The sequence below is a fragment of the Staphylococcus hsinchuensis genome (assembly GCF_038789205.1).
Lineage (GTDB): Bacteria > Bacillota > Bacilli > Staphylococcales > Staphylococcaceae > Staphylococcus > Staphylococcus hsinchuensis.
Genome location: NZ_CP128355.1, coordinates 337,108 through 350,656, shown reverse-complemented (window position 1 = coordinate 350,656; position 13,549 = coordinate 337,108). Strand labels below are relative to the sequence as shown.

The window sequence follows — 13,549 nt, the reverse complement described above, 5'->3', positions numbered from 1 at the left end:
AATCATTTTCAATAAACTACATTACTAACGATTATAATCAGACAAGTGAATTTTGAGAGTAATTATAATTTGGCTCGAATTTGATAGAAATGGGAAGTAGTTGATTTAATTGGATCGAACAAAAAATGCTTTGAATACATTTGTAGGTATTCATAGAACCGCGGATTATCTTGAACAAATTGTAAAAAATGATGTCAAAAGGTATGGTTTAAATATTACAGAATTTGCAGTTATGGAATTACTCTTTCATAAAGGGGATCAACCAATTCAACGAATAGGGAAGAAAGTTTTGATAGCTAGTAGTAGTATCACGTATGTAGTTGATAAACTAGAGAAAAAAGGATACGTAAAAAGGTTACGTCTTGAAAAGGATAGACGTGTTATTTATGCCTCGCTAACCGATGAAGGTCATGAACTTATGGCTTCAGTATTTCCGCATCACGCTGAAACATTAGATAATGCATTTTCAGTACTTACTGATGAAGAACTCCTCAACCTCCAGAATGCCTTAAAAAAGTTATCAAGATATACGAAAACAAATAAATGCAGTTGATTATTCATACTCCAACTTTTTACAGAAAGGAGAATAGATATTGTCTTTAAAAGAAATGTACGAAGAACTCATTAACAAACAATGGGAAAGAGACGAATTATTGATGGTAGGTGTATATTGCCTCATAGGTAGTTTTTTATTAACACCTATTTTCGGAATTCCAGGTGGCATCATTGCTTATTTTGCATTTGAAGATGAAGCATTTAAGGAAAAAATGAAACGTCGCAAGCAACAACATAAAGATATAAATTGATCAATTTTATTAACGTGATTCACAAAGTACTTTATATTATGTGTTTTTCATAACTGTATGAATAATCTGAGTCTGAGACAAAAAAGGTGTCTCAGACTCTTTTTTAATTAGGCGGTAGATGTCTGAATTGAAAATGTACTTATATCAAACTATTTCAACACATAGTCATTTTTACCAGGCTGGTGTACAAAACCTCAATTAGAAAATTAGTGTGTATATTTTACAACAAGATGACAGTGGTATGAGGTAATAGTAAAATAATTGACACATTTGTAATAAAAATGTAATATTAAACTATACTTAGTGTTAGGGGTGTTGAAAATGAAAAAAATTGTTAAACCGTTACTTGCAAGTGGAATTTGTGTCGCAACTGTCTTTGGTGTCAATTTTGCTCAATCAGGTCACTCTCATGAAGTCGTACAAGCATCTGAAATCCCTTATTATCAATTCAATGGCTACACTGGTAATCAATCAAGCTTTATCTTAGATAATGCTTTCGTCAATGCAGTAAGATCAGGTCATGTTACTTTTAATAATACAAGTGTTGATAATGAACATAGTGCTAACCAAGGTAAAGAAGTTACTTATGCATACGATCAAAAGTTTTATAAAGTTTCAGGAAATGTTGCATCAAGTGTAGAGTTTCCAATAGCTGAAGGTCAAGTAACAGTCGATGATCTTATAGATCACTACGGAGAAGACTATAGATATCAACCAGCGCATACTGATGCAGCTGATGAATCAGATGATGGTATGTATAGTTTTAACTTTGATAAACATAATATTACGTTTACTGTTTATCATAACCATGTAATCAAAGTTACTATTGGATAATAAGAACAATAATTGTATATTACGTTTTTATAGCAATAAATAACCCTACATCATAGTCTTCTTATGACTATGATGTAGGGTTATTAAATTACATAAGTCCGATAAGTTTCATCCATAGTGAACCGATACCGAACCATACGATTAAATAGAATATGGCTAGTATTGCATTCATTGTCCACCAGCGATTTTGTGAAACGTAGCCTGCAGAATAAAGTATTGGTGCAGGACCACTACTATAATGTGTTGTTGATGCCATTAAGTTACCAAAGAAACCGAGCATCAATGCACTGTATAAAGGAGGTGCGCCTGTAGCAATTGCAACACCAATTAATGCGGAATACATCGCACTTACGTGAGCAGTTGAACTTGCGAATAAATAGTGTGAATAGAAGTAGAATAGTACAAGTATAATCAATACTAATGGCCAACTTAATCCACCTAAGTTACTTGAAATAGCTTTACTTAACCAAGGGATAAATCCTAACTTGTTAAGTTGGTTAGCCATCATTACAAGAATAGAGAACCAAATTAATGTGTTCCAAGCACCTGTTTCTTTAAGGACATCATTCCAAGTTAAAACGCCTGTGATAAGTAATAACGATAAAGCGATAAAGGCAGTAAGCGTTGCGTCAATGTGAATGACACTACCTAGTATCCAAAGGATTAATGCAATTAAAAAGATTCCAATCATGAATTTTTCATTTTTATGCATTTTACCCATTTCATCTAATTCACCTTGTGCCCATGATTTCGCATTAGGTGTAGATTTGATTTCTGGTGGATAAATCTTATAGATGATGAAAGGTACCAAAATTAATGAGATGATACCTGGAACGAGCGCGACTAAGAACCAGTTCATCCAAGTAATATTAACGCCTTGATCTTTAGCAAGGGACTGGGCTAATGGGTTACCTGCCATCGCTGTTAAGAACATCGCAGCTGTAATCATATTACCTTGGAATTCTGTAAAGATTAGGAATGCACCCATTTTACGCTCTGTACCATCTTCCGGTTTAGAACCAAATGAACGAGAAAGTGCATTGATAATAGGGAACATGATACCACCAGCACGCGCTGTATTACTTGGTGTGGCAGGAGCTAATATTAAATCAACGCCGAGTAATGCATAACCTAAGCCTAATGTTTTCTTACCGAATAACTTTACGAATTGTAATGCAATACGTCTACCTAAGCCTGTTTTCACAAATCCACGTGATATGAAAAAGGCCATTGCAATTAACCAAATACTACTGTTACCAAAACCAGCCATAGCTGTGTCTGTTTTGACTGTTCCTGTAAGTACAGTCAGTGAGAAACCAATCATTGCGACTGCGCCAATTGGTAGTGGTTGGGTAATACAACCGATAATCGTAGCAACAAAGATTGCGAACATATGCCAAGCTGTAACGTCTAATCCTGCTGGTCTAATAGGGGTTAATAGCCAGAGGATAATGCCCACAACAATAGGAACGATAAACTTCTTATAATTAATATCTTTATTCATCAATATTCACCTTTCTTATTTATAAATTAAATTACTTACGTGAATAGAAAGTTAATTAACCACTATCAAAATAGTAGTAATTATATTGATGAAAATGGGGTGGCGGGTGATGATGCCATATAATTACTTCAATATAGTCATCTCTTTTCTATATAAATATTTATAAAATTCATATTCAATTATAGTTTGATATCTAGGTCCTGTAAAGATGACAATCATTATCAATGAATGTGTAAAACATGACAACGCTGCGATATTCTATTATAATCATTTCTTCGTATTTTTTCGAAATGAAATGGGAATTTGTAGTTATATTAAAATTTTGAAAAGTGTACGAGAAAATTAAGTTTAATTAAATGCGTAAATATGAAATTTTTGATAACATACCTTTTTTAGTACGTGCTAAAATAAGTTTAAATGAGTAATAGAAAATAAAAGATGTTTGAGATAGAGAAAGGAAAGAGGGAGTACATGTGTCATTACTAAAATTACCACTTATCCTGGTTATTGTTATATTTTTAGCTTTAGGTATATTTAGTCAGTGGCTAGCAACAAGAATCAAATGGCCATCGATTGTTGTTATGGCGATCATAGGTCTATTAGTTGGACCTATTTTAGGATTAATAAATCCACAAGAAAGTTTAGGGCACTCTGTTTTTAGTCCACTCGTATCGTTAGCAGTGGCAATCATTTTATTTGAAGGTAGTAGTACGCTAGACTTTAGAGAGCTTAAAGGCATTTCGAAAGCTGTCATAAGAATTATTACGATTGGTGCGGGGTTAGCTTGGATACTAGGTGCCGTTGCCCTGTATTTAATTTTTGGATTTCCAATCGAAATTTCGTTAGTACTAGGCGGGCTGTTCTTAATCACTGGGCCTACCGTCATACAGCCGTTGTTGAAACAAGCGAAAGTACATAAAAATGTAGATTCGATATTAAGATGGGAAAGTATTATCCTTGATCCAATTGGGCCTATGTTAGCTTTAGGGGCTTTTTACTTATTTGAAATCGTTGAACAAGGCTTTGAATTACAAATTATTGTAAGTTTCATTGTTCGATTGGTTATTGCAATTGCGATTGGTTTTGTCGCATCATTTATCTTTATGTGGTTTATTAAACGTGATCACATACCGCAAAACTTAATGCCACCAATTCAGTTAATATTTATATTACTTATTTTTGCAATTTGTGATGAATTTTTACCAGAATCAGGTTTATTAGCGGTTACAATATTCGGTTTAATGATGGCACGAATGAAACGTCACGATTTAATATTTAAAGAATCTGACCATTTCATTGAAAATACATCGACGATTATGATTTCAACGGTCTTTATATTAATTACATCGTCACTTTCATTAGATGTGTTGAAAAATGTTGTAAGTTGGCAATTATTTTTATTCTGTTTCGTCATGATTGTATTAGTTCGACCACTTTCGATCATTCTGTCTACAATAAATACAGAAATTTCAACACGAGAGCGCGCGATGGTCTCTATGATGGCGCCGAGAGGTATTGTAGTTCTAACTGTCGCACAATTTTTCGGTGGTTTATTTGTCCAAAAAGGTATGCCAATGGCGCAATATATTACACCAGTGACTTTTGGATTAGTATTTGTGACAGTGGTGATTTACGGCTTCACATTTGTACCATTGAGTAAAGTCATGAAGTTATCTAGTAATGAACCGCCTGGTGTTATACTCGTTGGTGAGAGTATGTTTTCTTATCATTTAGGTTCTAAATTAAGAGAACATAATATACCAGTTATGACGTTCAATTTATTTGATAATAAGAAAGATAGAGCAAAAGAAATGGATTTAGAAGTGTTTGAAGGAAACTTATTATCGAGTAATGATCGGATTTATTCAGATCTTACACGTTACAATAAATGTCTGTTAATGACACAGTCATTTGTATTTAACAGTTTGGCGTTTAATGAGTTGGTTCCTGAGTTTGGATTGAAAAATGTGCAAATGATGCCAGTTTCATTTACGGACGAACATGCGCGTAGTAATCTTGACGGACCGATAAGAAATCACATTTTATTTGATTGGAATTTCACTTCACATTGGTTTAATCGATTTGTTGCTGAAAATAATATTTTGGAAATTCCAGTTAAAGAAAAATCACAACTCACAGCTCATGATATGGTGTTATATCATATTAGTGAAAATAAGGTTGTAACATTTAAGAAAATGAACAACGATGTGCTTAATAAAGAAGAGGGTACGATAGGTTATTTAAAAGATGCGTACTTGCATCGCAATATTTAATAAATCAAAAACCACTTTGAGATACGAATATCTCAAAGTGGTTTTTTTGTTAATTGATGAAACGATCATGCATAAGTTCTTTTAATACGTTGATTTCATCTTGAATTTCTTGTCCAGTGTTCGTGTCTCTAATTTTTTTACGTGTAAGTTCTTCATCAACTACACGTCTTATTGAAAGTTCATCTGCACCATTCAATAAGACATGCTCTTTACTATTGAATTGTTGGTGGGCAACGAGCTGCATACCAAATGAATTGTATAATAATGTATATCCAGCAATACCTGTTGTTGATTGATATGCTTTTGAAAATCCACCATCAATGACGATCATTTTACCATCAGCTTTAATAGGATCTTCCCCGTCTATTTCTTTAACAGGTGTATGACCGTTAATAATATGACCTTGTTCTGGATCTAAATCAAAGTCTTTTAACATTTTTTTACACATATCAACGTCTTCACGTAAGTAGTAGTATGGATTTTTCTCTTCTTTGTGAGATGCTTTGTCTTTAATAAAGTAACGTTCAAATGTTGTCATCGCACGTTTACCGAATAATGAAGAGTATTTACCTGTCCATAAGTACCAAACGAGATCCGTTGCAAGATCATCTTGTTGATCTTTATGATCGAATGCATGTCTTACATAATATTCAAAGTTATCTAATAAATCACAACCGTGATGCTCAACATCATCGATAACCATAGACTCCATTTCACCATTTTCATCGACTGGAATACAACCATGAATTAATAAATTACCATTATAACGTAGATATAGGTTACCCTTTTGCATTAAGAACGTCATATGACGTTTTAACTTTTCTGATTGTTGCACAGAAAGTAAAAGTTTATTGATAACCTCTTCTTCTTCCTCTAATAATTCATTAGGGTTATCTGGGTTTAACGTGTGGAAACAAGTATTTTCTAAAGGATATGTTTTCCCATAAATTGTAGCTTCCATTTTGTCAAAATCAATACTTTCTAGTACAAGTCGATCTTCCATTTCAAACGTTGGGCGTCGTTTAATGATTGGTGCTTCAAGTTTGAATTGAATCATCGCAATAGCTTGTTGAATCTTAGTAATTTGTTCACGTTCTAGTTCTGTTAAACCTTCTGCATTTTTCGGGCGAAAAGCTGGATTTTTACCGTCGTAATATTTTTCAGCTAATGTAAGTAACGGTCTCAAATTAATTCCATAAGCATCTTCTATAATATCTAGATTGTCGTAGCGAGCACAAATACGTAATAAGTTTGCTAAACATACCTTTGAACCTGCATAGGCACCAATCCAAAGTACATCGTGATTTCCCCATTGGATATCTACGGAAGGATATTCGATCAGTGTATCCATAATCTTGTCTGGATCTGGTCCACGATCATAAATGTCACCAACAACATGTAAGTGATTGACCACGAGATGTTGTACAGTAAATGATAAGCCGATGATGATGTCATCAGATTGTTCTAACTCTACGACTTGTTTCATTAACTTTTCATAATAGGACTGTTTATTATTGTATTTATTACTTTTATAAAGAAGTTCTTCGATAATAAAGACGAAGTTTTTTGGTAACGTTTTGCGTAACTTAGTACGCGTATACTTTGATGATGCATATGTAATAAGTTTGATAAGACGATTGATTGTCGTTACATACCATTCATTTAATTCTGCTTTTGATTCACATGCATTTTTAACGAGATTTAACTTTTCCTCTGGATAGTATACAAGTGCTGAAAATTCATTAATTTCTTCTTCGGATAGTTTATCTTTAAAGATGTCATTTATTTTAGAACGGACATTACCTGAACCGTTACGTAATACGTGTTGGAAAGAGTGGAATTCACCATGTAAGTCACTAACAAAGTGTTCTGTACCTTTAGGTAGCTCAAGAATTGACTCTAAATTGATAATCTCAGTAGCTAATTCTTCTTTATTGTTGAATTGTTCTGCTAATAAATCGAGATACCTGCTCTTCACACTTTTCTCTGTAGCATTATGCATAATTGTGTCACTCCAGTTGTAATATTTAGTGAATTGAATAAAGCGTTTTCATATTATATTTATTATTATATCATCATTTGGCTTACGATTCTTCCTCCTTTAATACTTTGTTCAATTTTAAGTAACATTAAACGGTAAAATTAATTCTTTTTATTTTGATGATGTTACTCAAATATAAAAATGAGTGAGAAAAGCCATTTTTTATATACAAAATTATTGAAAAGTGAATATTATTTATTATAAGTTAAAATATTTCATATATGTACAAGCAATATATTAGGTTTAAATAGTTGAATTTAAGGCTTTTTACAATGTAAAAATAACAATTATTATAAAAATATTCAGAATACCCTTTTATTTTCTCTAATATTTTGTATAATTAATGCATGTAACAAAAATAAATATTAGGGGGATAACTTATGTTTACATTGGGAGCGACTTTATCAAGTCAAGTTAATACAAACTGGCAAACATATATAATGCTGACACTGTATTTTGTTATTTTATTAGGTATTGGTTATTATGCTTATAAACAATCTACAGGGAATGTTAGTGAATATATGCTGGGAGGTAGAAATATCGGGCCTTACGTAACTGCATTGTCAGCTGGTGCTTCTGATATGAGTGGTTGGATGATCATGGGATTACCAGGAGAGGTCTATTCAACAGGTTTATCAGCAGCGTGGTTAGCAATCGGTTTAACGATTGGTGCATACATAAACTATATCGTTGTAGCGCCTAGGCTTCGTGTATATACAGAAAAAGCTGGAGACGCCATTACATTACCAGATTTCTTTAGAAACCGACTAGATGATCGATCTAACATTATCAAGATTATTTCTGGTGGTATTATTGTTGTATTCTTTACGCTATATACGCACTCAGGAATGGTATCTGGTGGTAAGTTATTTGATAGTGCCTTTGGTTTAGATTACCACCTTGGATTAATATTAGTATCTGTAATTGTTATATTGTATACATTTTTCGGCGGGTATTTAGCTGTATCTATCACTGATTTCTTCCAAGGGGTAGTAATGATTATCGCTATGGTCATGGTACCATTAGTTGTAATGATGCAACTAAGTGGGCTAGATACATTTTCACATGCAGCAGAATTAAAACCAACAAATTTAGATTTATTTAAGGGGACAACAATTGTTGGTATTATCTCATTCTTTGCATGGGGACTTGGATACTTTGGTCAACCGCATATTATCGTACGATTTATGTCTATTAAGTCAGTGAAACTATTACCAACGGCAAGAAGATTTGGTATCGGCTGGATGGCTATCAGTTTATTAGGTGCAGTTGCAGTTGGACTTGTAGGAATTTCATACGTAGATGAAAGACATGTGCAGTTGAAAGATCCAGAGACGCTATTTATTTTAATGGGACAAGTTTTATTCCATCCATTAGTAGGTGGATTCTTACTTGCAGCTATTTTAGCAGCGATTATGAGTACGATTTCTTCACAATTGTTGGTAACATCAAGTTCTTTAACAGAAGATTTTTATAAATTAATCCGTGGTGAAGATAAAGCTAAAGAACATGAAAAAGAGTTTTTATTAGTTGGTCGTTTATCAGTTATCGTAGTAGCCATTGTTTCAATTATGATTGCATGGTCACCAAATGATACAATCTTAAACTTAGTAGGTAATGCTTGGGCAGGATTTGGTGCAGCATTTGGACCACTCGTGTTGTTATCACTTTATTGGAAAGGCTTAAGTCGTACAGGTGCAGTAAGTGGTATGATTTCTGGTGCGATTGTTGTAATTCTTTGGATTACATTAGCCAAACCTTTAGGGAAAGTGAATGACTTCTTTAATTTATACGAAATTGTACCAGGTTTCTTAACAAGTTTAATCGTGACAATTGTCGTGAGTAAATTCACAAAAAAACCTCAAATCGATGTCGAAAGTGACTTGAGAGAAGTTAAAGCACTCGTGAACAATAAGTAATGTATTTTTGAAAAAATATGATAAAAAATTTTGGTTTAACCATCAAAATATATAACCTGGGAAATTAGCATAGAATAAAGCCCATCAAAATGATTTGAATTTAAATCTTTTGATGGGCTACTTTTATATATAATTCATCTTGGTTGTCTTCGGTTAAGGAAAAATTATTTAACGATCACAGTTACGCTACAATTATAAATTAACGAACGCGTTTTTTGTTTTTATTTTTATAAAACTTCACGATTAAATAAATGACAACGATAGCAATGATAACGTACATAATGTAAGAATATGTGTGTAAGCTATTCATTAATAAATCCCAATTATCACTTAATGCACGGCCGAGTAAAATGAGACCAAAGTTCCAAATCGTTGTACCGATTAATGAAATAATCGTAAACGCAACGACGTTCATTCTATTAATACCAGCTGGTATCGTAATTAATACTCTTAATACAGGAATGAAACGACATACAAACACTGCCACTGCACTATATTTATCAAACCAATCGTTTGCGCGTTCTACATCTCGACCTCTTAATTTAATCCATTTACCATATTTATCGACAAAGCGATATAACTTTTCTTCAGATACTAGGCGACTAATGTAATAAAGTGTTATGAGTCCTATAAGAGATGCAATTGTTGAAATAATAAATAACATTGCGATATCTAGGTCTGATTTAACTGACATTAAGCCAGAAAGTGTAAGTATAATTTCAGAAGGTATAAACGGTAAGATATTTTCTAATAGAATTAATATCGCTATGGCCGCATAACCCCATGTATTTATAAACTGAGTTAATATGTGTTCCATTGTTTTGAAATAAGCTCCTTTGAAAATAAAAAATATAATTTTTGGACATTCGTATTTATTATAGTCTAATTTAGCGAATAATCCACAAAAAATCTCTACTACTTTCGTATGTACTTTACTTAAAGTATAAAAGTTTTGGTTATTATAGTAAATTTAAGAATACTTATCATGACAAAAGAGAAAGAAAAAAGAATTGTAATCGGTTACACCTTGTGGTAATATCAAGAGATAATATTGGCCAATCGTTGGCTAGTAACTTCTTAGAGAAAGCGAGAATCATATGGAACAGAAAAAATCAAAAATCAGGTGGTATTTTGCAATAGCATTCTTTATTATCGGAGTTATCGCTTATATGGATCGCTCTAATATTTCAATTATTGCAGGGCCTATGATGGAAGACTTAAATTTAAATAAAACGCAATTCGGAATGTTGGCTTCATTTTTCTCATTGGGGTATGCATTAATGCAAGTCCCGTCAGGATTATTGGCTGAGAAATTTGGGCCTAAAAAAATGCTTTCTATCGCGCTTGTTTGGTGGAGTGCATTTACGATATTAACAGGTGTAGTGAAAAACCACGGTTTGTTATTTGCTATCCGTTTCTTATTTGGTATAGGTGAAGCGCCTATGTATCCTTCAAACGCAGTCTTTAATTCATACTGGTTTGCAAAAGGCGAAAAGGGACGTGCTTCAAGTGTTTTATTAGCTGGTTCTTACTTTGGACCGGTTATAGCACCTGTAGTAACGATTTCAATCGTTAATATGTTTGGGTGGCAAGCAGTGTTTTATATCTTTGGTCTGATCGGAATAATCATTGCAGCTTTATGGGTAATTATTTCAAAAGATTTACCAGAGCAACATAAAATGGTTAACGAAGCGGAAAGAAAATACATTATGGAAAATCGTGATGTATTAAATACAGAAAAAACAAAAGCCCCTTGGAATATATTTTTAACAAGATTTAGTTTTTATGCATTAGCCGCACAATACTTCGTAGTTCAATTTGTCGTGTCACTATTTTTAATTTGGTTACCTACTTATTTAACGGAACAATATCATGTGAAATTAAGTGATCCAGATATGGCATGGGCAGCTGGCGCACCATGGATTGCGATGTTCATTTTAATATTACTTGCTGGAACGATTTCAGATAAAGTATTACAAAAAGGAAAATCTCGTTTCATGGCACGTGCTGCAATCGCTATTATTGGATTTTTAGTCTTTTGTTTCTCACTCTTTATGTCAATTCAATCGGATAATTTAGTCGTCAATGTGATTTGGTTATCTCTTTGTTTAGGTGGTATTGGTGTTGCTACAGGGATGAGCTGGGCAGCAGCTACCGATTTAGGACGTAATTTCTCAGGTTCTGTGTCAGGTTGGATGAACTTATGGGGGAATATTGGAGCGTTAATCAGCCCCCTATTAGCAGGTTTCTTAGTAGATATTGTAGGTTGGATTGTTACATTAGAACTTGTAATTATTCCAGTAATATTTGCGATTATAATGTGGTTCTTTGTACAACCTGATAAACCACTAATCGTTGAAAAGGACAAACTATAAATTTTAAGTGTTGCTTAATGATTATAGTGAAGAGTCTTGGACATAAATCTCAGAAAAATAGCACTCAGATGATTTAATTCAATTCATCTGAGTGCTTCTTTTTTATACAATACTTCGTATTGTTGGCTCGCTTTCTTAGGGGACAGCTTCAGCCTGTAGTCTTCAGCTTGTCCAGTTCCCTCAAGAGTCTCGCTGAAAACTTCACATTTATATGTAATTTTACATTAAAATACATTGAAAATAAGGCCCTTACGTATAATTTAATAAGCACAATTAATCTTAATTAACGAGGTGCCTTATGGTTAAAGATTATAACATGTCTCAACTTATTTTTTATTATTCGTAGATAATTTCGTATTTCAGAACATTAGCTATTTAACTAAACAAAATTACTTTTAATTTCTTAATATGTGATTAATTACGTTTACATGAAGACCACTATTTTTATATCCTTCTAAAATGTCAAACACTTGCTCCATAGGAATTTCAGGTAAATCTCTTATCTCACAAAGTTTCTTTTTAAACACTTTTTTACTTACTTTTTTATCATTAGCTGTTAAATCAAATAGATATTTATTTAAATGCTCAATTTCATCTACTGAATACCAATAACGTAGTAATACTAAGTCTTTCGTTTTTAAATTTGGAGCTAACTCTTCTTGTAATACATCAATCGATTGTTTAATCAATAACAGTTTTGATTCTAACTCTTCATTATTCATTGAACTACTCCTTTGAAAGATATAATAGAAGTCTATTCATCATGATAATATCAAAAATATTAATTATTTAAAGTACATATTAATCACATAGCTATTGTATCTTGACTTAAACATGTATAATTTTAAATAAAGGAATGTTTGCACTAATAGAGAAATAAGAACGTAACAATAGTAAGGAGCGTTGATGAAATGTTATATCAACATGGTACGTTAGGTACGTTGATGGCTGGTTTATTGGAAGGAACGAGCACAATTGATGATATTTTGAAACATGGTGATTTAGGTATCGGAACTTTATCAGGTTCTGATGGAGAGGTTATTATATTAGATCGTATCGCTTACCATGCAAATGAATATGGTGAGTTTAAACGTTTAGAAGGAAGTGAACTTACGCCATACGCTGCGGTTACACCGTTTAAAGTAGATAAATCATTTGAAGTGCGCAATATTACTGATGATGAAGCAATTCTCAATGAGGTAGTTGATAGAGCGAAAACCCAAAATGCATTTATTGCAGTGAAAATTACAGGTAAATTCGAAATGATGCATGTACGCATGATGCCAAAACAAAATCCACCATATGAGAAATTGATTGAATCCGCAAAACGTCAACCAGAATTTAAATATGAGCAAGTTGATGGTACAGTTGTTGGGTTTTATGCGCCATATTTATTTCATGGCATTGCTGCAGGTGGATTCCATTTACACTTTGTCGATGACGCAAGAACAGTTGGAGGACATGTGTTAGATTTTGAATTAAATAAAGGGATTGTTGAAATAAGTGATATCGAAACGTTAGAACAACATTTCCCTGTGGATAATCAAGCGTTCCGTGATACAGAAATTGATTATTCAACAGTAAATGAGGACATAAAGGAAGCTGAATAGCCCATGTAACTGAGTGAATGATTGTATCCAGATGAATACTATAACTTTTGTTGAATTTTAGAAAAAGGTATAGCTCAAACAGTGAAAAATGTTAAAATAGTAGGGCGTTCAATTCAGAATATGAAAATTCGTGGATACACGAAAGAACTTTCGGAATAACTAATTGATAAATGGGGTTGGACAACAT

The 13,549-nt window shown here is 32.9% G+C and carries 11 protein-coding genes; 7 read left to right on the top strand and 4 right to left on the bottom strand.

Features of this window, described 5'->3' with window-relative positions:
• Positions 1-109: 109 nt before the first annotated feature.
• The 3 genes from QQM35_RS01880 (at position 110) to isaB (ending at position 1,640) form a co-directional block, all read left to right on the top strand.
• Positions 110-553, top strand: a complete 444-nt coding sequence (locus QQM35_RS01880; RefSeq protein WP_251517407.1) for a MarR family winged helix-turn-helix transcriptional regulator — start codon at positions 110-112, stop codon at positions 551-553.
• Between the two features lie 40 nt (positions 554-593).
• Positions 594-806, top strand: coding sequence for a VraH family peptide resistance protein (locus QQM35_RS01875; RefSeq protein ID WP_251517411.1), 213 nt, complete (start codon positions 594-596; stop codon positions 804-806).
• A gap of 321 nt (positions 807-1,127) precedes the next feature.
• Complete coding sequence (gene isaB / locus QQM35_RS01870) at positions 1,128-1,640, top strand: immunodominant staphylococcal antigen IsaB family protein (RefSeq protein ID WP_251517413.1); 513 nt, start codon at positions 1,128-1,130, stop codon at positions 1,638-1,640.
• Between the two features lie 88 nt (positions 1,641-1,728).
• Here the strand turns inward: isaB and QQM35_RS01865 are convergent, their stop codons facing one another.
• Positions 1,729-3,144, bottom strand: coding sequence for an anion permease (locus tag QQM35_RS01865; RefSeq protein WP_251517417.1), 1,416 nt, complete (start codon positions 3,142-3,144; stop codon positions 1,729-1,731).
• A gap of 473 nt (positions 3,145-3,617) precedes the next feature.
• Between QQM35_RS01865 and QQM35_RS01860 the strand changes: the two genes are divergently transcribed.
• Positions 3,618-5,417, top strand: a complete 1,800-nt coding sequence (locus tag QQM35_RS01860) for a cation:proton antiporter (RefSeq protein WP_251517420.1) — start codon at positions 3,618-3,620, stop codon at positions 5,415-5,417.
• A 49-nt stretch (positions 5,418-5,466) separates the two neighbouring features.
• Here QQM35_RS01860 and QQM35_RS01855 read toward each other — a convergent pair whose 3' ends face one another.
• Positions 5,467-7,419, bottom strand: a complete 1,953-nt coding sequence (locus tag QQM35_RS01855; protein WP_251517423.1) for a fructose-1,6-bisphosphatase — start codon at positions 7,417-7,419, stop codon at positions 5,467-5,469.
• Positions 7,420-7,838: 419 nt separating this feature from the next.
• On the opposite strand from QQM35_RS01855, the gene putP reads away from it, so the two are divergent.
• Positions 7,839-9,377 (top strand): sodium/proline symporter PutP, encoded by a 1,539-nt coding sequence (gene putP / locus QQM35_RS01850; RefSeq protein WP_251517426.1) that lies wholly within the window; start codon positions 7,839-7,841, stop codon positions 9,375-9,377.
• Positions 9,378-9,576: 199 nt separating this feature from the next.
• On the opposite strand, the gene QQM35_RS01845 is transcribed toward putP, so the two are convergent.
• Positions 9,577-10,194 (bottom strand): DedA family protein, encoded by a 618-nt coding sequence (locus QQM35_RS01845; protein WP_251517429.1) that lies wholly within the window; start codon positions 10,192-10,194, stop codon positions 9,577-9,579.
• A gap of 280 nt (positions 10,195-10,474) precedes the next feature.
• Here QQM35_RS01845 and QQM35_RS01840 point away from each other — a divergent pair, with 280 nt between their 5' ends.
• Positions 10,475-11,752 carry an MFS transporter gene (locus QQM35_RS01840; protein WP_251517432.1) on the top strand — a complete coding sequence of 426 codons (1,278 nt, stop codon included), beginning with the start codon at positions 10,475-10,477 and terminating at the stop codon, positions 11,750-11,752.
• Positions 11,753-12,147: 395 nt separating this feature from the next.
• On the opposite strand, the gene QQM35_RS01835 is transcribed toward QQM35_RS01840, so the two are convergent.
• Positions 12,148-12,474: a hypothetical protein gene (locus tag QQM35_RS01835; RefSeq protein WP_251517435.1), complete on the bottom strand. Its 327-nt coding sequence runs from the start codon at positions 12,472-12,474 to the stop codon at positions 12,148-12,150.
• 189 nt (positions 12,475-12,663) lie between these two features.
• Here QQM35_RS01835 and budA point away from each other — a divergent pair, with 189 nt between their 5' ends.
• Positions 12,664-13,362 carry an acetolactate decarboxylase gene (gene budA / locus QQM35_RS01830; protein ID WP_342610456.1) on the top strand — a complete coding sequence of 233 codons (699 nt, stop codon included), beginning with the start codon at positions 12,664-12,666 and terminating at the stop codon, positions 13,360-13,362.
• Positions 13,363-13,549 lie beyond the last annotated feature (187 nt).